Below are 19,770 nucleotides of genomic sequence, written 5' to 3'. Positions count from 1 at the left end.
ATCGGCGGTTCGGCGGAGGAGGAGGCGGCGCAGTTCCTGGCGGACGAGGCGCGTCGCGGGCGCAAGAAGCCGACGGTGGGCTTCATCGCGGGCCGCACGGCGCCTCCGGGGCGCAGGATGGGCCATGCCGGCGCGATCATCTCGGGCGGCAAGGGCGGCGCCGAGGACAAGATCGCGGCGATGGAGGCCGCGGGCGTCCGCGTGTCGCCCAGCCCCGCAAGGCTCGGCAAAACGCTGGTCGAGCTGCTCAAGGGCGACAAGCCCGAGCTGCGCGCGGCGAGCTGATCAAAAAGAGCGTCATCCCCGCTCGCCGTCTCGCGGCGTCAGGGATGACGAATTAATCAATGTCCAAGGGCGGCTTCGGCCGCCCTTTCTGCATCTAAAGTATGCGGCGGTTTGCAGCTTCGCCGTTCACCCCGTCTCTGGTATGCAAGTTGCGGATTCCCCGCCAGTGGAGCGCCGCATTTGAAAACGCCGTTGCGTTGGCCCGTCGACGACGACTCCGACGGCGCGCTGGTGCTCGAGCGCTTTGCGCCGGAGCAGACCTTCAAGACCAAGGTCTACGCCGCCCTGAAGCAAGCCATCGTCAATATGGACATCTATTCCTCGCCGGATCCGGCCTGGCTCGACGAGCGCCAGCTGTCCGAGCGGCTCGGCGTCAGCCGCACGCCGGTGCGCGAGGCGATAGCCATGCTGGAGCAGGAAGGCTTCGTGAAGTCGATGCCCCGGCGCGGCATCATGGTGCTCAAGAAGTCCAAGCGTGAAGTGATCGAGATGATCCAGGCTTGGGCCGCGCTCGAGAGCATGGCGGCGCGGCTCGCGGCGCAGAGCGCCTCGAACGCCGAGATCGCGAAGCTCCGCAAGCTCTTCCAGGGCTTCAACGAGAGCCACAGGCCGGCGGATTATCTCAGCGAGTACTCCGACGCCAACATCCGCTTCCACCAGACTCTTGTGAAGCTATCGGGCTCAGCCGCGCTGCAGGAGTTCACCTCGAACATCTTCATGCATGTTCGCGGCATCCGGCAGATCACCATCGGCCGCGACGACCGCGTCACGCGCTCGATGGACGACCATCTATCGATCATCGAGGCGCTGGAAAAGCGCGACGTCGCCGCCGCCGAGCAGCTGTCGCGCGACCACACGCTGGGCCTCGCCCAGTACGTTGAGGAACACGGCGACATTCTCGACTAAGCCGGCTCCGGCATCGTCTTTGAGCCGTACTCACATACTCTTGATCGCGCTCGGCTGATTGAGGTTACTGCGGCCGTCAGCGGACCGCGGTTTTATGCCGCTTCCTGCGCATCCCGAAGGCCATCAGGTCGGCGCGCCTCTCCCAAGGCGCGCACGGGATGCGCGCGCTGTGGAGCGGGCCACATGCGAAGAATCATGACGCAGATCGGCTCAGCGCCGGTCTCGGCGGTCGGCTTTGGCTGCGGATCGCTTGGCTCGCGGGTCAGCGCGCGGGATGGACGCGCTGCGCTTGCCCGCGCGTTCGACGCGGGGGTGACCTGGTTCGACGTCGCGCCAAGCTACGGACACGGCGAGGCGGAGGGCGTTCTGGCGCCGTTTCTGGCGAGCCGCCGTGGCGAGGTGAACGTCTGCACCAAAGTCGGTGTCGCCGCCCGCACGGCTGCCTGGAAGACCGCCGTTCGGCCGGCGGCCCGCTTCGTCATCCGGCATGCTCCCGCGCTTCGACAATTCGTCAGATTGGCGGCGCCGACTGAGCGGCTGCCGCTTACCTCGGAGGCGATCCGCGCGAGCCTCGACGGTAGCTTGCGGCGTCTGCGCGTCGAGCGGGTCGATCTGCTGATGCTGCACGACGTCTCCCCGGAGGAGGCCGCGGCGCCGGCCGTTCATGAGGCGCTCCTGCAGGCGATCGCGAGCGGCAAGGCCGCTGCCGTCGGGATCGCCGCCCCCGCAGCAGCCTGCCGACAGGCGGCCGCGTTCCCGGAGGTGTTTTCCGTCCTTCAATTTCCGAGCAATCCGCTTGCTCCGAATATTCAGCAGAACTGGGCGCAGGTTTGGCGAGACGAGGGCAGGCTGCTCATCACCTTCGGCGCGCTTGACGCCCAGCGGACGCTCCCCCTGTTGATAGATCTGCTCCACCGCGACCCCGGAGCCCGGGCTTTGTTTGCAGACGCCGGTTACGACGGGGCGCCGAAACTCGCCGCGGCCGCATTCCTCACGGATTACGCGCTGGCCGCAAACCCGCTCGGCATCTGCCTGTTCTCCGCGATGGCGCCGACCCATCTCAGGGCGCTGATCAAGCGTTCGAGCCGAGCTCCAGACGCGTGCGCCCTCCGGCTCGGCGCTTATCTGCCGGCGTTTCTCACCGATCAGTCGAGCTGTTCTTACGCCGCCTGATCGCGCCACGGCGTTGGTTGTTCAGGACAAGCGGAAGCGCCCCTTAGAACTCTTAGTCGTGCTACTTGGCCGCTCCTTCCGAGCCATGAAGTTCCGGCGGCCGAACGCGTCGCGCGATGTCCGCAGCCTGTTGAGATTGACGCCGGACGCTGAGTTCATCTCGATCTATGATCGCCTGATCGACGGGATGCCTCAGACCTAATGCGCATTGGCGCCGTCTGGCATCACGTATACCAACCGAAGCCTGTATTGGCGCTGGCTGCGGGGAGGCGAACCGATGCGACTGCAGGAGTTCCAAGCCAAGCGGCTCCTCGCCGACTACGGCTTGCCGATCCCGCGAGGCGCCGTCGCGCTGACGGCCGACGAGGCGGAAGCGGTCGCCCGCGACCTCGGCGCCTCGCCGATCGCCGTCAAGGCGCAGATCCTCGCCGGCGAGCGGCTAGCCGCCGGCGGCGTGCGTATGGCGCACGGGCCGGCCATGGCGCGCGCGGCCGCAGCCGCAATGCTCGGGCAACGCATCGTGACGCCCCAGACCGGCGATGAGGGCGAGGTCGCCCGCCGCGTCTATGTCGAGGAAGGCGTCGCGATCGATCGCCAGATCTATCTCGCGCTCTTGGTCGATGTGGACGGGACGCTCGTGGTGTTCGGCTCGCCGAAGGGCGGCGACGGCGTCGAGGAGCTGAAGCGGCGTGGCGAGTTCAGCGCCGAGCGCCTGCCGCTCTCGGTCTCGCATCCTCCTGCGGGTGAGGCCGTCTCCGCCTTCATCGCGGCGCTCGGTCTCGAAGGTCGCGCGGCGGATGAGGCTGCGCGTCTGCTCGACGGGCTTCGTCGCGCTTTCGTCGAGCTCGACGCCAGCATGATTGAGATCAACCCGTTGGCGGTGACCACCGGCGGCGATCTGAAGGCGCTCGACGTCAAAATGACGATCGACGACGCCGCGCTGTTCCGTCAGCCCGATATCGCCGCGCTCCGCGACGGAGGGGAGGGCGACCGGGTGAAGCTCTCGGCTCACCGTGACCAGCTCAACTTCGTCCAGCTCGACGGCGATATCGGCCTGGTGTCGAACGGCGCCGGCCTCGGCCTCGCGACGCTCGACATGGTGCGGGCCGCGGGCGGCCGGCCGGCGAACTTCATGGACATCCGCACCACCGCAAAGAGCCTCGACATCGCGCATGGCTTCGCCCTGCTGCTCGACAATCCGAAGCTCCGCACGCTTCTCATCAACGTGCATGGCGGCGGCATGCAGTCCTGCGACACGATCGCGGAAGGACTCGGCGTCGCGCTCCGCCGCTCGGGCCGCAAGCTGCCGATCGTCGTGCGGCTCGCGGGGCTGAACGCCGACCTCGGCCGCTACCGGCTCGCGAATTTTGGCTGCGACGTGATCGAAGCCGCCAATATGGGCGAGGCCGCGAAGCGCGCGGTCTCGGTCGCCGCGGGGAGGGCCTGAGCCATGGCGATCCTGCTCGATCACGAGACTCGCATCATCGTCCAAGGCATGACTGGCTGGGCCGGCACGCACCACACAATCCAGATGATCGAATACGGAACCAAGGTCGTCGGCGGCGTGCGGCCCGGCAAGGGCGGCCGATCGCATCTCGACCTGCCCATGTTCGACAGCGTAGCGGACGCCAAGGCCGCGACCGGCGCCAACGCGTCGATCGTGTTCGTGCCGCCAGCCAACGCCGCCGCCGCCATGCTGGAGGCGATTGAAGCCGAACTGCCGCTGATCGTGACGGTCACGGAACGTGTGCCCGCGCTCGACATGGTGCGGGTACGGGAAGCGCTAAGGGGCTCTCGGACTCGGCTCGTCGGCGCGAACAGTCAAGGCGTCCTGGCGCCTGGCATTTGCAAGCTCGGCGTCATGGCGACGGGTTCGGAGCGGCCGGGGACGGTCGGCATCGTCTCCCGCTCGGCGTCGCTCACCTCGGAAGTCGTGGCGCAGGTGACGGCGGCCGGGCTCGGCCAGTCGACCACCGTCGGCGTCGGCGGCGACGCCGTCCACGGCATGATGATGCGCGAATGCCTCGAGCTCTTCCTGGCCGATCCCGGCACGGAAGGGATCGTGCTGATCGGCGAGATCGGCGGCGCGGAGGAGCAGGAGGTCGCGGATTATGTCACCTCCGCAAAGCCATCCAAGGCGATTGCGGCGCTCATCGTGGGCATGCACGCGCCACGCGAGCGGCGGATGGGCCATGCCGGCGCGCTGACGCTCGGCGATGTCGGCGACGCCAAGGCCAAGGTCGCCGCGCTTGAGAAGGCCGGCGTGCGCGTCGCGCCAAGCGCGCATCTTGTCGGGGCGACCATCGCGGACGCGCTGTCGAACTGACCATCTGTTCCCAGGTTTGCGGCGCCCCGCCGGCCGCCTGCCGAAGGCGGAGACGATGAGGAGAGTTTGGCGATGAAGGTCTGCATCTACGGCGCGGGCGCGATCGGCGGCTACATGGCCGTGATGATGAAGCAGGCTGGGATCGACGTCTCGCTCGTCGCCCGCGGACCGCATCTCGCCGCCATCCGCGAAAACGGCCTCAAGCTTATCATCGACGGCGAGGAGAAGGTCGCGCAGATGCCCGCGACCAAGGTCGCCGCGGAACTCGGACCGCAGGACTTCGTCGTCATCGGCCTCAAGGCCCATCAGGCCTGGGAAGCCGCCGAGGATCTTGCCCCGCTTCTGGGTCGAGACACCGCCGTCGTCACCGCCCAGAACGGCGTGCCGTGGTGGTACTTCTACGGGATCGACGGTCCCCACGCGAACAAGCGCCTCTCGACCGTCGATCCGGGCGACCGTCAGTGGAACGCGATCGGGCCGGAGCGCGTCATCGGGTCGACCGTCTATCCCGCGACCGAGATCGCCGAGCCCGGAATCATCAAGCACATCTACGGCGACACCTTTGGCCTCGGCGAACCGGACCGCACGAAGACCGCCCGTCTCAAGGCTTTCGGCGGCGCGCTCGACGCCAGCGGCCTAAAGGCGCGCTATTACGACGACATTCGCGACGACATCTGGCTGAAGCTGTGGGGCAATCTCTGCTTCAACCCGATCTCCGCGCTGACCCGCGCGACGCTCGACGTCGTGGCGACCGATCCCGGCACGCGCGCGATCGCCAAAAGCATGATGCTTGAGGCGCAGGCGATCGGCGAGAAGGTTGGCGCGACGTTCAAGGTCGACGTGGAGCGTCGCATCAACGGCGCGGCGAAAGTCGGCGCGCACCGCACCTCGATGCTGCAGGACGTCGAGGCCGGCAAGCCGATCGAACTCGACGCGCTGCTATCTTCTGTTCAGGAGATGGGCCGGCTGGTCGACGTGCCGACCCCGAACGTCGACATCGTGCTAGCGCTCGCCAAACAGATGGGCCGGTCGCTCGACATCTACCCGACCTTCCCGGAGGAAGCGGTCCAGGCCGAGGAGCCGAAGCTCGCGGCGGCCGGCTGAGACGCTGGAGCCGCGGATCTGCCCGGATCCGTGCGGTTCTGAACATTACACATTGCGGAGAGGGGCTATGCTCCTCTTCGCGCGCCGTCTTATCTCGTCTTCCGGGCCGGCGTCGCGCCGGCGGACAAGGAGATCGAGACGATGACCATGCTGACCGTGTGGAGCCCAAGGGTCCTGAGCATTCTGCGGATCATGTCCGCGCTGCTCTTCATGCAGCACGGCACGCAAAAGCTGCTCGACTTCCCACTTCCGGGACCGGATCCGCTCCCGACGCTGATGCTGGTCGCCGGCTCGATCGAGCTCTTCGGCAGCCTGCTATTGGCGATCGGCCTGTTCTCCCGCCCGGCGGCCTTCCTGCTGTCGGGCATGGCGGCCGCGGCCTACTTCGTTGGTCACGCTTCGAACGGATTCTTCCCGATCATCAACAAGGGCGAGCTCGCGGCGCTCTATAGCTTCGTCTTCCTCTACCTCTTCTTCGCCGGCCCTGGTCCCTGGAGCGTGGACGCCATTCGCTCGAAGGGCCGGCAGGTCTGACGGAGCGCCGCTGACAGCACTTGATCCGGCAGCGCCCCCTTGCCCTATTCTGCGAGCGGGGGGCTTCGACGCCGAGGTCTATGATCTGAAGGAAAGCGGCGCCGCTTCTTCACCTTCTCCGCTCGCGGGGAAGGTGGCCGCGCAAGCGGCCGGATGAGGAGCCTCGGGCGGAGAGCCCTCCCTAAACCCCGTCCAGCGGCGCCAGCGCGGACGTCGCCGTCCGCCGCGGCCGAGTCGCTTTCCGCGCGCGCAGGATCGTACGGGCGAGCGCCCGCAGGTTGGGGCGCGCCCCGACCGCCTCGCCGTAGAGCGAACGGTCGAGCGCGGCTATGCCTCCGCGCACCTCGGAGTCCAGCGACCAACGGGCCGCCCGGTCCGGCTCGCGCCGCGCGAGCTCAGTGATCGCCGCCCGGAACCGTGCGGCGTCGCTGCCGAGCGCGGCAAGTCTCAGTCTCAGCAGCGCGCGGGGCGGCAGGGTAGGGAGAGCGGCTCCGCCAACGCCGATGAGCATGGCCGCCAGCCCTAGGAGGAAGGCCGCGGCCCCGACGCCGAAGGTCGCGAGCGCAGCGGGCTTCTCGGCGGCGGGGTCTACGGGCACGGGCGGCGCGCCCTCGGCGGCCCAGGCCATGCGCTGCGCCGGGATGGTCGCCTCGCGCATGGTGCGCGAGATCGTGTCGAACCACGGGAATTTGACGGGATCTACGGTTGCGGGAAAAGCAGTGATCGGGCGCATGTTCCAACGATAGGTGGCTTTCGCGATCGGACCGTCATTCGTCAGCTTCGTGTCCCGCTCGGTCGGACCGCGAAAGCTGATGATGCCGGCCGAGCGCATCACGGGCGCCGGCGGCAGCTGGTCGGCGGTCACGCCGAAAGCCTCGATCGTCACGGTGCGGGTGATCGTCTCTCCGCGCGGCACGCGGTTCGGGTCGGCGCTCCAGGAGTCCGAGACGCGCACCTCGCGCGCCGGCAGCCACCACTGGTTCGGGTCGTCAGGGCCGCCCGGGCCTTCCCATTTCGCGACGTCGACGGTCACCGGCGGCGACTTCACCTCCATCTCCCGTGTGCCGACGCCGTCGACGAGCGAAAGCTTGTGCGTGAAGCTGCCGATGGTCAGCGGCCCGGTCTTCTGCGGGAATATGGCGAGAAGCCGCTCGAAGCCGTTGACGGTGAAGCCGTTCTCCTCGGTCTGGTACATCTCGCCGCGTCCGAGATGCAGCCAGCCGAAATTGGTGAGCTCGGGCTGCAGGAGATGCTGGATCTTGATGGTCGGCCGGTAGATGCCGCGCACCCGAAGCACCACCATCTCGCCGGGATAGGGTTTTACGCCGTTGGTTTCGGGGATCGCCTCGAGCCTGACGTCGTCGAATATCGAACGCTCCTGCGCGGAAGCGGGACCGGCGAGCAGCACGAGCGCCAGCGTGGCGATCAAGGCGGCGGGCTTCATCCGCACCTCCTGAACAGCATCAGCATGGGAAAGGCCGCGGCCAGCAGCAGCCAGCGGCCGAGGTCGCTCCAGACAAGCGAGGCGTAGGAGCCGGCGCCGAGGCGCGAAGTCTCGTCGCGCGACAGCCGCTCGTCCACGGCTCCGGCGTTCGCGATGTCGCCGACCGAGCCCCCGCCCGCCGAGACGAGCGCGTCGAGCTCGACGCGACCCGCGACCCGCGGTCCCGGAAGGCCGCCGGTCGCAGCCTTCGGCGTCACATAGAGCGCGCTCAAGGCGTGGCCGTCGGCGCGCAAAGCGCGCGCCTCGCCGCGCGTACCCTCGTCGATCCCGCCGCCGTCGGTGACCAGCGCCACGTCGCCGGCGACGACGCCGGCTTCCTTCAGCACGTTGCGCGCAAGCGCAAGCGCGCGGGTCGGGGCGCTGCCGAGGTCCGGGACCGTCGTTCCGTCAAGCGCGAAGAGGGTGGTTTCGAGGCCTTTTCGATCGGTCGAGGGCGGACTGACGAGATAGGCGTCGCCGGCATAGGCGATGAGCGCGACCTGCCGCGTGCCGGCGGCTTCGGCGGCGGCGAGCGCCGCAATCTTCGCCTCGTTGAACTGAGGGCTCTCCGCGACGGAGCGGGACAGATCGATCGCGATGACGATGATGTCGAGGTTGCGGAAGTCGGCGACGCCTTGCCGCTCGACGGCTGGGCCCGTCAGCGCGAGCGCGATCAGCCCCGCGGTCGCCGCAGCCAGGATCGCCGCGCGGCCCTTGCCCGCGACTACGCCGCCGCGGCGGGCGAGGGCGTCTAGGAGATGGGCGTCGACCGCGCGCCGCCAGTCGCCGACGCCGCCGGTGCGGCGGACGGCGACGAGCAGGATGAGCGCGGCGACTGGAACGCCGAGCAGCCACCACGGCCGCAGCAGGGCGAAGCCGTCGAGCATCGTCATGCGCCGCGCCTGCGGATCAGCGCGGACGCGGCGGTCAGCAGGAAGGCCGCGGTCGCAGGGTAGGGCCAAAGCTCGCGCCATACAGGCGCCGGCGGCGCGAGCGAGCGGGTCGGTTCGATCTCGTCGATGGCCTTCACCGCGGCCATGAGATCGTCCGTGGTCTTCACCCGGAACGCCTTGCCGCCGCTCTCGTCCGCGATCGTCTTCAACGTCTCGACGTCGACAACATCGGGATTGTAGCCCTCCTCGCCAAAGGCCCGCGGACCCATCGCGATCGTGTGAACGGTGACGTTCATCTCCTTGGCGAGCCGCGCCACGTCGGTGGGTTTGGAGACGCCGGCGTTGTTCACGCCGTCGGAGAGCAGCACCACGACCTTGCGCTTGGCTTCGTCGCCGCCGAGCCTGCGAAGCGAAAGCCCCAGGCCGTCGCCGATCGCCGTCGAGCGGCCCGCGAGGCCGATCGAGAAACCGTCGAGCGAACGGGCGACCGATTCCACGTCGAAGCTCGGCGAGGCCACGACATAGGCGCGGTCGGCGTAGGCGATCAGGCCGACGCGGTCTCCGGCGCGGCCGCGAATAAAACTCGCCGCGACCGACTTCATCGCGTCGAGCCGGCGCGCAGTCCTGCCGTCGAGCGTGAAGTCCGTGCGCTCCATGCTGCCGGAAAGGTCGAGTGTCACCATCAGGTCGCGGCCGGTGGTCGGCAGCGCCTGGGTCGGCAGCACGATCTGCGGCCCTGCAAGGGCTGTCACAAGCGTCGCCCAAGCGGCCCAGGCGATCAGCCTTCCGCCGCCGGTCGCCACGGAGGAGGGGTCAGCTTCGCCATGCGAGGCGACGATCGTCGCCGGCGCCTTCAGCGCGCCGCTGACGCGCCCGTCCGGCGGCAGCAGCCGCGCCGCAAGAAGCGGCAGCGGCAGGAGCAGGAAAGCGAGCGGAAACGCGAACTGCCACATGATCGTCAGACGCTCACCGCTTCAGCCTCGCGAGCAGCGCCGCGAGTTCTCCGTCGAGCGCAGGATCGTCCTCCTTTTGTCGCCCGTAGAGCCCGTCAGCGAACACACGGCCACGACCCTTGCTGAAGAGCTCGGTTCCGAAAACGCGGTCGAGCGTCTCCGCCCAGGCGGCTCCCGTCGCGTTCGCCTCTGCGGGCCCGGCCTTTGTCTTTACGACGCGCCTGAGCAAGACGGCTTGCGCGGCGCGGCGCTCGGGCGTCGGCAGACTTGCGGCGGTCTCGAAGGCGGCCAACGCCTCGCGTCGGAGCGAGCCGCGCGGACGGAACAAAGCTCGAAAGGCGAGCGCCGCGATCAGCGCCAGCGCGAGGCCAAGCGCGACGGCGAAACCGAGATCGGACCACCACGAGCTCTGCACCGGCGGCAGATGGAGCGCGCGGAGGCCCGCGAGCGGATCATCGTGCTGCATCGAAGCGCTCCAGAAGCGGCGCGACCTTCTCCGGTCCTGCCGCGGCCTCGATCTCGATGACGCCGACGCCGAGGCCATCAAGCCGAGCGCGTCGATAGTCGGCATGCGCATCGCCGCCGCGCGCGCCGGAAAGCCATCCGCGCCGGCCGTCGCGTCCGAGAAAGGCGTAGGCCCCACGCGGCGCGTCGCGCTCGAAGCTGTCGGTGACGAGCAGCGTCGTCACCGCTACCCGGCGCTCCGCTGCACGAAGAATCTCATCGAAGTCGAGCCCCGGCTCATCAAGCCCTGTCGCGATGACCATGTGGCCTCCGCGGGGAAGCGCGCCGGCTGCGGTCGCAATCGCCTGGCTCAGCGGCGGATCGGGCTGGTCGGGCGCGGCCAGCGCGTCGGCGTGCGCCCGCGCCATCGCGCCGAGCACCGAGGCCATTGCGCGCTCGCCGCCTTTGGGCCGCACGAAAACGGGCTCGCCGGCGCCGAGCGCCATCAGCCCGATGCGTCCGCCTTCGCTCGCCGCGCGCCAGCCGACGATCGCGAGCGCTTCGGCGGCTGCGACCGAACGAAAGGCGCGGCGGGTGCCGAACAGCATGGCCGGCCGGAAATCTGCGACCAGCAGGATCGCGCGCTCGCGCTCGTCCCTGAAGGTGCGGGTGTGGAGCGTGCCGGTGCGGGCGGTGGCGTTGCGGTCGATATGGCGGATGTCGTCGCCGTCGGCCCACAGGCGCACATCGTCAATCTCGCTGCCGCGCCCCCTCCTGCGCGTGACAACGCCGCCGGGCCGCGCCGCAAGACGGCGCACAGGCGCTGCTCCTGCGCGACCGGCAAGGTGGCGCAGGCCCATCAGGCCGTTGGCGTCGAGATCGACGCCGGGAACGAGCGAGCCGTCCACGCCAGAACGCCCCTAGACCGGCCGCACCGCGTCGAGCAGCGGCGCCACGAGGTCCCGCGCCGTGCGGCCGTCCGCCGCCGCCCGCCAGGTCAGCACCAGGCGGTGGGCGAGGGCGTCAGCCGCGAGATCCGCGACGTCGTCAGGCGTGGCGTGATCGCGGCCGTGGAGATAGGCCCGGGCCTTCGCCGCGGAGGCGAGCGACAGCGTGCCGCGCGGCGAGACCGGGTATTCGATCGCCCGGCGCACGTCCGGCGCGACGTCCGCCTCGCGCGTCGCCGAGACCAGCCGGACGATGTAGTCCTTGAGCGCCGGCGCGAGATAGACGCGTGCGACATCGGCGCGGGCGCGCCGGATCTCCTCGCCGGAAAGCTTGAGCGGCATCGCCTGCTCGGCGCCCGCGGTCTCGCGCTCCACGAGGTCGAGGATCTTCCGTTCGGAGACCGCGTCCGGCAGGCCGACCACGACGTGCAGCAGGAAGCGGTCGAGCTGCGCCTCCGGGAGCGGGAAGGTGCCCTCGTGCTCGATCGGGTTTTGCGTCGCGACCACCATGAAGGGGTCGGGCAGGGGATAGGTCTTGGAGCCCGCGGTCACCTGATGCTCGGCCATCGCCTCGAGCAGCGCCGACTGCACCTTCGGGGGCGCGCGGTTGATCTCGTCGACAAGAACGAGCGAGTGGAAGATCGGACCGGAGAGGAATTCGAACCGCCCTTCGTCCGGCCGCCACACGGTGGTGCCGGTGAGGTCGGCCGGCATCAGGTCCGGCGTGCACTGGATACGGGCGAAGGAGGCGTCGAGCCCGGCCGAGAGCCGCTTCACCGCACGGGTCTTTGCAAGACCCGGCGCGCCCTCGACGAGCACGTGCCCGCCCGTAAGCAGGCCGATGAGCAACCTCTCCACGAGGCCGGAGGCCCCGATCAATCCTTCCTCGAGTCCTGCCTGCAAGGCGGAGACCCGTTCCCGCAGTCCGACGTCGGCGGTGGTCACCGCAGTCGCGTCGGGGCGCCTATCCTCGAAATTCATGCGCGGCGCGTCCTCGCGCCGGCGGACGGCGCAGTCATGCGCATCGTTCCTCCAGTCAACGTTGTAAGATCAGCCTCTTAAGGACCTTGTGAGCGATCACGCCCCTTCTTACGCCTCACGTCAATCCTCCGGACGGCCTTAACCTCGCTAGACGAATGTCCGCCATGCGCCGCGCGGCTCGACAGCGCCGTCCAAAGGCATATGTGCGCAAACTCTGATCGGGCGGACACCAACAGAACGGGACGAACCATGCGAATCGGCGTGATCGGGCTTGGCCGCATGGGCGGCAATATCGCGCGGCGGTTGATCGATGGCGGCCACGAATGCGTCGTCCACGACGTCGACGCCAAGGCGGTGGACGGACTGGCGGGCGAAGGCGCGACGCCTGCTCATTCGCTGGAGGAGCTGATCGCGGCGCTACCCGCGCCCCGGGCCGTCTGGGTGATGCTGCCGGAGGGTAAGATCACGGCGGAGGCCGTGAAGCGTCTGGGCGAGGCGCTCTCGCCGGATGACGTGATCATCGACGGCGGCAACACCTTCTACAAAGATGACATCGACCGCGGCACCGCCCTGCTCGAAAAACGGATCCACTATGTCGACGTCGGCACGTCCGGCGGCGTGTGGGGCCGCGAGCGCGGCTATTGCATGATGATCGGCGGCGAGAAGGAGGTGGTCGACCGCCTCGATCCGATCTTCGCGACGCTCGCGCCCGGCGTCGGCGACATACCGAAGACGAAGGGCCGCGACAGCCGCGACGCGCGCGTCGAGCAGGGTTACATGCATTGCGGGCCGACCGGCTCCGGCCATTTCGTGAAGATGGTTCACAACGGCATCGAATACGGCCTGATGCAGGCCTATGCCGAAGGCTTCGACATCATCAAGAACAAGGCCTCCCACCAACTTCCGGAGGATCGCCGCTTCGACATCGACGTCGCCGACGTCGCAGAAGTCTGGCGCCGGGGCAGCGTGGTCTCGTCCTGGCTGCTTGACCTCACGGCGTCCGCGCTGGCGGGCGACCCCGGCCTCGACGGCTTCGAGGGGCGCGTTGCGGATTCCGGCGAAGGCCGATGGACGATCGAGGCCGCGATCGAGGAGGCGGTGCCGGCGGACGTTCTGGCGGCGGCGCTGTTCGCACGCTTCCGGTCGCGCGCCGACCATCCCTTCAGCGACCGCCTGCTCTCGGCGATGCGCTTCCAGTTCGGCGGGCACAAGGAGGCCGCCGGCCCGGAGGAGAAGAAGACCAAGACATAAAAGGGGCGTCGGGCTACTCAGCAGGTTGTGCGAGGGGCTCTGTTGGTTTCCTCCGCCTGCGCAACCGGTCCAGCAGCACGTAGATCGCGGGCGTCGTGTAGAGCGTCAGCAACTGGCTGACGATCAGGCCGCCGACGATCGTGACGCCGAGCGGGCGGCGGAGTTCCGCGCCCGGGCCTTCGCCGAAGGCGAGCGGCAGAGCGCCGAGCAGAGCCGCGAAGGTCGTCATCAGGATCGGACGGAAGCGCACCCGCGCGGCCTCCAGGATCGCCTCGCGCGGGGCAAGGCCGCGGTCGCGCTCGGCCTCAAGCGCGAAGTCGACCAGCATGATGCCGTTCTTCTTCACGAGGCCGATCAGCAGGATGATGCCGATCAGCGCGATGATGGTGAGATCGTCGCCCGCCGCCTGGAGCGCGAGCAGGGCGCCCAGTCCGGCAGGGGGCAACGTGGAGAGGATCGTCAGCGGATGGATGGCGCTCTCGTAGAGGATCCCGAGCACGAGATAGATCGCGACGAGGGCGGCCAGCACCAGGATCGGCTGGCCGCCGCCCGAGCGCGCAAGCTCCGCCGCGTCGCCGGAGAAGCTGGCGTTGATCCCATCCGGCAGGCGCAATTCCTGCACCGCCTGCGTTACCAGCTCGGTCGCGTCGCCCGGCGCCGTTCCCGGAGCCACGTCGTAGGTGATGGTGATCGACGGGTACGATCCCTGATGGTTGACGGCGAGCGGCGCAACCCGGCGCTCCACCGTCGCGATCGTCGACAGCGGGATCTGGCCGCCTGACGAGGTCGGCACGTGGATCTTCAGCAGGTCGCTGCTGTCGGACGATTTGTCGGGCGCGAGCTCGATCACGACGCGATACTGGTTGCGCCGGCCGTAGATCACCGAGATCTGACGCTGTGAGAAGGCGGTGTTCAACGCCTGGTCGATGTCGTCGATCGACACGCCGAGCCTCGCCGCGGCGTCGCGGTCGATATTCAGGCGCAAATCGATGCCGTTGGCCTCGCGATCGGTCGCGACGTCCCTGAGCGTCGGGATCTTCTCAAGCCGCTCGACCACGCGTGGGGCGGTGTTCTGCAGCAGGTCCAGATCGGACGACCAGAGCGTGAACTGATATTGCGATCGGCCTTCGCGCGCGCCGGCGCGGATCTCCTGCTGCGCCATGAGGAAGACGCGCAGTCCCGCGATCTGCGAGAGAGGCTTGCGCAGGCGCTCGATCACGATCGGCGCCGCGTCGCGCTCGGATTGCGGCTTAAGCGCGATCTGGATGCGGCCCTGGTTCGCGACGCTCCGGCCGCCGCCGACCGACGGCGCGACGGACTCGACCGCCGGATCGGCCGCCACGATATCGGCCGCGCGTCGCATCAGTTCCGACATTGAGGCGAAGGAGACGTCGGGAGCGGCTTCCGTGAAGGCGCCGAGCACCCCGATGTCGTCTTCGGGGAAGAAGCCCTTCGGTATCGCGATGTAGAGATGGACAGTCCAGACGGCGGCCGCGATCATGACCAGCGCAAGCGCCCAGGGCGCACGCATCGCGACGCCGAGGCTCCGGCCATAGGCATCGCCGAGCCGGTCCAGTAGACCGCGCTTTGCCGCTTTCCGCTCCGGCCGCAGCAACTGTCCGCAGATCATCGGCGTGACGGTGAGCGATACGACAGTCGAGACCGCGATCGCGAACACCAGCGTCATCGAGAACTCGAAGAACAGCCGGCCGGACAGCCCGCCCATGAACAGCAGGGGGATGAAGGCCGCGACCAGCGAAACCGAGATTGCGACGACGGTGAAGGCGATCTCGCGCGCGCCGGTCAGCGCCGCCTCCATTGGCGACATGCCCTTTTCAAGATTGCGGTAGGCGTTCTCGATCATGACGATCGCGTCGTCGACCACGAAGCCGACAGCGACCGCTAGCGCCATCAAGGACAGATTGTCGATCGAGAAGCCGAACGCCCACATGCCCGCAAACGAGCCGGCGAGCGCGAGCGGCACCGTCACGCCCGCGGCGAAAGTCGGCGCGAGCCGGCGCAGGAAGAGGAACACGACCAGCATCACCAGCGCGATCGAGATCAGCAGCGTGAACTGCATGTCCTCCACGCTCGCGCGGATGGTCGTGGTGCGGTCGACGAGCACGTGGACGTCGATCGCGGCCGCCATCCAGCGCGAGAGGTCTGGCAGTACCGCTTTTACGCCGTCGACCGTCTCGATGACGTTCGCAGCCGGCTGCTTGGTGACGTTGACGAGCACCGCGGGCTTGCCGTTCAGCCAGCCGGCGGTACGCGCGTTGCGCGAGCCCGCCGCGACTTCGGCGACGTCGCCGAGCTTCACCGTGGCCCCGTTCGCGGTGTGGACGATGATGTCCTTGTAGCTGTCCGGGTCCGATCCGAGCTCGCTGTCGAGCGACAACGAGAGCAGCCGGCCGCTATCTTCGACCGCGCCCACGGGAGACAGCACGTTCGCGCGTTCGATCGCCGTTCGCACGCTGTCGAGCGACAGGCCCATGGCGGCGAGGCGGTCCGGATCGAGCCGCACGCGCACCGCCGGCTGCTCAGCGCCGGAAACGCTGACCTCGCCGACGCCTGCGACCTGGCTCAGTCGCTGCAGCAGCACGCTGTCGGCGGCGTCATAGACGCGGGAGAGCGGCAGCGAGTCGGAGGTCAGCGCCAGCACCAGCACGGGCTGCGCCGCTGGGTTGATCTTCCGGAAGGTCGGCAGGTTCGGCATGTCCGACGGCAGGTCGGCGGAGGCTGCGTTTAGCGCCGCCTGCACGTCGCGCGCGGCGTCGTCGATGTTGCGCCCGAGGTCGAACTGAATGGCGATACGGGCCGCGCCGAGGGACGAGGTCGAGGTGAGTTCGGTCACGCCCGCGATCGCGCCGAGCGCGCGTTCGAGCGGCGCCGCCACCGTAGCCGCCATGATGCTGGGGTCGGAGCCCGGCCGCGACGCCTGCACGAAGATCGCGGGGAATTCGATGTTCGGGAGGCTCGCGACAGGCAGCCGCATGTAGGCCGCGAACCCGACCAGCATCAGGCCGATCGCGAGGAGAACCGTGCCGATCGGCCGGCGGATGAACGGGGTCGAGAGGGACATCAGCCGTCCCGAGATAGGCCGGAGGCGGAAGCGCTCGTCATCCCGGCCGCAGCGAAGCGGAGAGCCGGGATCGCGATCAGGACAAAGCTTTGCTCCGCCTTATCCGGAGCGCGATCCCGGCTCGGCCTCCGGCCGTCCGGGATGACGTAGATTCCAGGCCGGCTCACTCCGCCGGCTCCGGATGCGGCGCAGTTTGGCGGCCGCCGAAGCGTAGCCGCAGCCGCTCCATCGCGAGATAGACGACCGGCGTCGTGTAGAGGGTCAGCAGTTGGCTCAGCAGCAGGCCGCCGATGATCGTGACGCCGAGCGGGATGCGCAGCTCGGCGCCCGGGCCCGACGCGAGCGCAAGCGGCAGAGCGCCGAGGAGGGCCGCAAGCGTCGTCATCATGATCGGACGGAAGCGCAGCGCCGCGGCCTCGACAATCGATTCTTCCGGCGATAGGCCGCGCTCCCGCTCGGCGTCGAGCGCGAAGTCGATCATCATGATCGCGTTCTTCTTCACGATGCCCATCAGCAGGATCACGCCGATCAGCGCGACGATCGAGAGCTCGAGCCCGAACAGCCTGAGCGCGATCAGCGCGCCGAGGCCGGCGGAGGGCAGGGTCGAGAGAATGGTCAGCGGGTGGATGAAGCTCTCGTAGAGCACGCCGAGCACGATGTAGATCGCGATCACGGCGGCGAGCACCAGCCAGGGTTGACCGGCGAGCGACTGGGCGAACTCCGCGACGTCGCCGGAGAATCGTCCGACGGCGGTCGCCGGCTTGTCTGTCGCGGCCTCCGCATCCTCGATCGCGGCGAGCGCGTCGCTCAGCGAATAGCCCTCCGCAAGGTCGAACGACAGCGTGACCGCCGGGAACTGCTCCTCGTTCGACACCACTAGGCCAGCGGACTCCAGCGAGATTTCGGCGACGGAGGCGAGCGGCACCGGCGCGCCGGACGCGGACGGCACATAGAGCTTGCCGACAGCGCTCATGTCGCGCGATTGGCCCGGCGTCGCCTGCAGGACCACGCGATATTGGTTGGACTGGCCGTAGATCGTCGAGATCTGCCGCTGCCCATAGGCGTCGTAGAGCGCGTCTGCGATCTGCTGCATGGTGACGCCGAGCCGCCCCGCGGTCAGCCGGTCGACAGTCACACGCGCCTGCAGCCCGCCGGGACGCGAATCCGAGCCGACATTTTGCAGGACAGGCGAATCCTGCAGCCGCTCCAACAGCCGTTGGCTCGCGGCCTGGAGCTCCTTCGCGTCGGAATCGGTCAGCGTGTACTGGTACCGGGCACGGCTGGCGCGCGTGGAAATCTGCAGGTCCTGAGCCGTCTGGAACACGATGGAGATGCCGGGAATGTCCCCGGCCTCATCGTTCAGGCGAGCGATCACCTGCGTCGCCGAGACGTTCCGCTCGTCATGCGGCTTCAGGACGATCGAGAGCCGGCCCGCGTTCGGCGTCGTGGTCTGATCGCCGACGCCGAGCACCGAGACCACGTTGCGCACCGCGTCGTCGCGGCGGATCGCAGCCGTGACCAGCGCGTCGAGGCGCTGGAGCTCCACGAAGGACACGTCCTGCCCGGCTTCCAACGTGGCGGTAATGAGGCCGGAATCCTCCTCCGGCAGGAAACCCTTTGGCGCGGCGACGTAGAGCCATCCGGTCGCGAGCGCCGTCGCGAGCGTGACCAGCAGCGTCAGACGCTGATGGCGCAGGATCACGAGCAGCGAGCGGCGATAACTCTCGATGAACCCCGCCGTCGCCCGCTCCGCCGCCGCGCCGACTTTCGACTGTTTGTTCTTCGGCGCGCGCAGCAGCCGCGCGCACATCATCGGGGTGAGCGTCAGCGAGATCACCATCGAGACCACGACAGCGATGGTCAGCGTCGCTGCGAACTCGCGGAACACGCGGCCGATCAGCCCGCTCATGAACAGTAGCGGGATGAACACGGCGACGAGCGACGCGGTCAGCGAAACGATCGTGAAGCCGATTTCGCGGGCGCCCTCATAGGCCGCCTTCAGCGGGGGCGAACCCTCTTCGATATGGCGCTGGACGTTCTCGATCATGACGATCGCGTCGTCGACGATGAAGCCCGCGCCGACGACCAGCGCCATCAGTGAGAGATTGTCGACGGAGAAGCCGAACGCCCACATCACCGCGAAGGTCGCGATCAGTGACAGCGGTAGGGCGACGCCGGCAATCAGGGTCGCGCGGAACGTCCTCAGGAACAGCAGCACGACCAGCACGACGAGCCCGACCGAGAGCGCGAGCGTCAGCTGCACCTCGTGGATGGAGGCGTTGATGGTGTCGGTGCGGTCGTCGACGATCGAGACCCTGACGCCGGCCGGCATCGCGCGCTGGATCTCCGGAAGCGCCGCGCGCAGCGACTGGACGGTCGCGACGGTGTTCGCGCCCGGCTGGCGCTGGACGTCGATGACGATCGCGGGCTTGCCCTGGAAGGTCGCCGCGACGCTGTCATCCTCGATTCCGTCCACGACATCGGCGACGTCGCGCAGCCGCACCGGCGCGCCGTTGGTGGTGGCGATGACGACCTCGCCATAGGCCTTCGCATTGGTGATTTGGTCGTTCGCCGAAATCGAGAACGACTGCCGCTCGCCGTCGAGCGAGCCCTTCGGCCCCGCAACGCTCGAGCCGGAGATCGCGGTGCGGAGCGACTCGAGTGTCAGCCCATAGGCCGCAAGCCGCTTGACGTCGGCCTGCACCCGCACCGCGGGCTTCACGCCGCCGCCGACGCTGACCCGGCCGACGCCGACGACTTCCGCAAGCCGCTGAGCGACGAGCGTGTCGGCGAGGTCGGAGACGTCGCGGATCGGGATCGAGTCGGAGGTCAGCGCGACGGTCAGCACCGGCGTGTTCGCCGGGTTCACCTTTGAGAAAACGGGCGGGTAGGGCAGGTTGTCCGGCAGCGTGGAATTGGCGGCGTTGATTGCGGCCTGCACGTCCTGCGCCGCGCCGTCGATGTCGCGGTCGAGATCGAAGCGCAGCGTGATCCGCGACAGGCCGAACGAACTCGTCGACGTCATCGTGTCGAGCGACGGGATCTGCCCGAACTGGCGCTCCAGCGGCGCGGTGACGAGCGAGGCCATGGTCTGCGGGTTGGCGCCGGGGAGCCGGGTCGAGACCTGGATGGTCGGGAAGTCGACCTGCGGGAGCGACGAGACCGGCAGCTTCAGGTAGCCGAGAACGCCCGCGAGCAGCACCGCGATCGCGAGCAGCGTGGTCGCGACGGGGCGTGCGATGAAGGGGGCGGCGATGTTCACGGATGCCGCTCTTGGCGCCGGTCGGCGCCGTGATCGCGTCCCGGCCTTGAGCCGGGACCCGTAACCACAGACGCCGAAGATCGGAACGTCGCCATCTGAGTTTTCTGTTGCGGCCCTCGCGCGTCTGGGTCCCGGCTCAAGGCCGG

15 protein-coding genes and 1 pseudogene are annotated in these 19,770 nt (G+C 68.7%); 8 read left to right on the top strand and 8 right to left on the bottom strand.

The features are described 5' to 3' along the window. From EYR15_RS06915 to EYR15_RS06885, 7 genes and pseudogenes are all read left to right on the top strand, one after another. Positions 1-285, top strand: a pseudogene (locus EYR15_RS06915) (succinate--CoA ligase subunit alpha); the annotation flags it as partial. Between the two features lie 192 nt (positions 286-477). Next, positions 478-1,191 (top strand): GntR family transcriptional regulator, encoded by a 714-nt coding sequence (locus EYR15_RS06910; RefSeq protein ID WP_245498186.1) that lies wholly within the window; start codon positions 478-480, stop codon positions 1,189-1,191. Between the two features lie 183 nt (positions 1,192-1,374). Continuing rightward, positions 1,375-2,364 (top strand): aldo/keto reductase, encoded by a 990-nt coding sequence (locus EYR15_RS06905; protein WP_131002359.1) that lies wholly within the window; start codon positions 1,375-1,377, stop codon positions 2,362-2,364. A gap of 277 nt (positions 2,365-2,641) precedes the next feature. After that, positions 2,642-3,811: a succinate--CoA ligase subunit beta gene (locus EYR15_RS06900; RefSeq protein WP_131002357.1), complete on the top strand. Its 1,170-nt coding sequence runs from the start codon at positions 2,642-2,644 to the stop codon at positions 3,809-3,811. Positions 3,812-3,814: 3 nt separating this feature from the next. Next, positions 3,815-4,690, top strand: coding sequence for a succinate--CoA ligase subunit alpha (gene sucD, locus EYR15_RS06895; RefSeq protein WP_131002355.1), 876 nt, complete (start codon positions 3,815-3,817; stop codon positions 4,688-4,690). 72 nt (positions 4,691-4,762) lie between these two features. Next, the gene (locus EYR15_RS06890) at positions 4,763-5,794 is read left to right on the top strand and encodes a 2-dehydropantoate 2-reductase (protein WP_131002353.1); all 1,032 of its coding nucleotides are present in this window, start codon (positions 4,763-4,765) and stop codon (positions 5,792-5,794) included. 141 nt (positions 5,795-5,935) lie between these two features. Beyond that, a complete protein-coding gene (locus tag EYR15_RS06885; protein WP_131002351.1) occupies positions 5,936-6,328 on the top strand; it encodes a DoxX family protein in 393 nt (130 codons plus the stop codon). 181 nt (positions 6,329-6,509) lie between these two features. Here EYR15_RS06885 and EYR15_RS06880 read toward each other — a convergent pair whose 3' ends face one another. Genes EYR15_RS06880 through EYR15_RS06855 form a run of 6 tightly spaced genes read right to left on the bottom strand, consistent with a single transcriptional unit; the run spans position 6,510 to position 12,029 of the window. Next, the gene (locus EYR15_RS06880; protein WP_131002349.1) at positions 6,510-7,772 is read right to left on the bottom strand and encodes a BatD family protein; all 1,263 of its coding nucleotides are present in this window, start codon (positions 7,770-7,772) and stop codon (positions 6,510-6,512) included. Then, positions 7,769-8,704: a VWA domain-containing protein gene (locus EYR15_RS06875; RefSeq protein WP_382239038.1), complete on the bottom strand. Its 936-nt coding sequence runs from the start codon at positions 8,702-8,704 to the stop codon at positions 7,769-7,771. The genes EYR15_RS06880 and EYR15_RS06875 overlap by 4 nt, the downstream gene beginning before the upstream one ends. Then, positions 8,701-9,657 (bottom strand): VWA domain-containing protein, encoded by a 957-nt coding sequence (locus EYR15_RS06870; protein WP_131002348.1) that lies wholly within the window; start codon positions 9,655-9,657, stop codon positions 8,701-8,703. The genes EYR15_RS06875 and EYR15_RS06870 overlap by 4 nt, the downstream gene beginning before the upstream one ends. Before the next feature lie 13 nt (positions 9,658-9,670). Then, a complete protein-coding gene (locus tag EYR15_RS06865; RefSeq protein WP_131002347.1) occupies positions 9,671-10,123 on the bottom strand; it encodes a DUF4381 domain-containing protein in 453 nt (150 codons plus the stop codon). Continuing rightward, on the bottom strand, positions 10,110-10,961 hold the full coding sequence (locus EYR15_RS06860; protein WP_131002462.1) for a DUF58 domain-containing protein: 852 nt from the start codon (positions 10,959-10,961) through the stop codon (positions 10,110-10,112). Before EYR15_RS06860 ends, EYR15_RS06865 begins: the two co-directional genes overlap by 14 nt. Positions 10,962-11,021: 60 nt before the next feature. After that, positions 11,022-12,029, bottom strand: a complete 1,008-nt coding sequence (locus EYR15_RS06855; protein ID WP_131002346.1) for an AAA family ATPase — start codon at positions 12,027-12,029, stop codon at positions 11,022-11,024. 249 nt (positions 12,030-12,278) lie between these two features. Between EYR15_RS06855 and gnd the strand changes: the two genes are divergently transcribed. Then, positions 12,279-13,280 carry a phosphogluconate dehydrogenase (NAD(+)-dependent, decarboxylating) gene (gene gnd, locus EYR15_RS06850; protein ID WP_131002345.1) on the top strand — a complete coding sequence of 334 codons (1,002 nt, stop codon included), beginning with the start codon at positions 12,279-12,281 and terminating at the stop codon, positions 13,278-13,280. A 13-nt stretch (positions 13,281-13,293) separates the two neighbouring features. Here gnd and EYR15_RS06845 read toward each other — a convergent pair whose 3' ends face one another. Further along, a complete protein-coding gene (locus EYR15_RS06845) occupies positions 13,294-16,362 on the bottom strand; it encodes an efflux RND transporter permease subunit (protein ID WP_131002344.1) in 3,069 nt (1,022 codons plus the stop codon). A gap of 163 nt (positions 16,363-16,525) precedes the next feature. Further along, the gene (locus tag EYR15_RS06840; RefSeq protein ID WP_131002342.1) at positions 16,526-19,624 is read right to left on the bottom strand and encodes an efflux RND transporter permease subunit; all 3,099 of its coding nucleotides are present in this window, start codon (positions 19,622-19,624) and stop codon (positions 16,526-16,528) included. Positions 19,625-19,770: the final 146 nt, after the last annotated feature.

The organism is Hansschlegelia quercus, from assembly GCF_004310425.1.
Classification (GTDB): domain Bacteria; phylum Pseudomonadota; class Alphaproteobacteria; order Rhizobiales; family Methylopilaceae; genus Methylopila; species Methylopila quercus.
The sequence above is the reverse complement of the archived record's forward strand: the minus strand, read 5'-3'. Positions and strand labels throughout refer to the sequence as shown.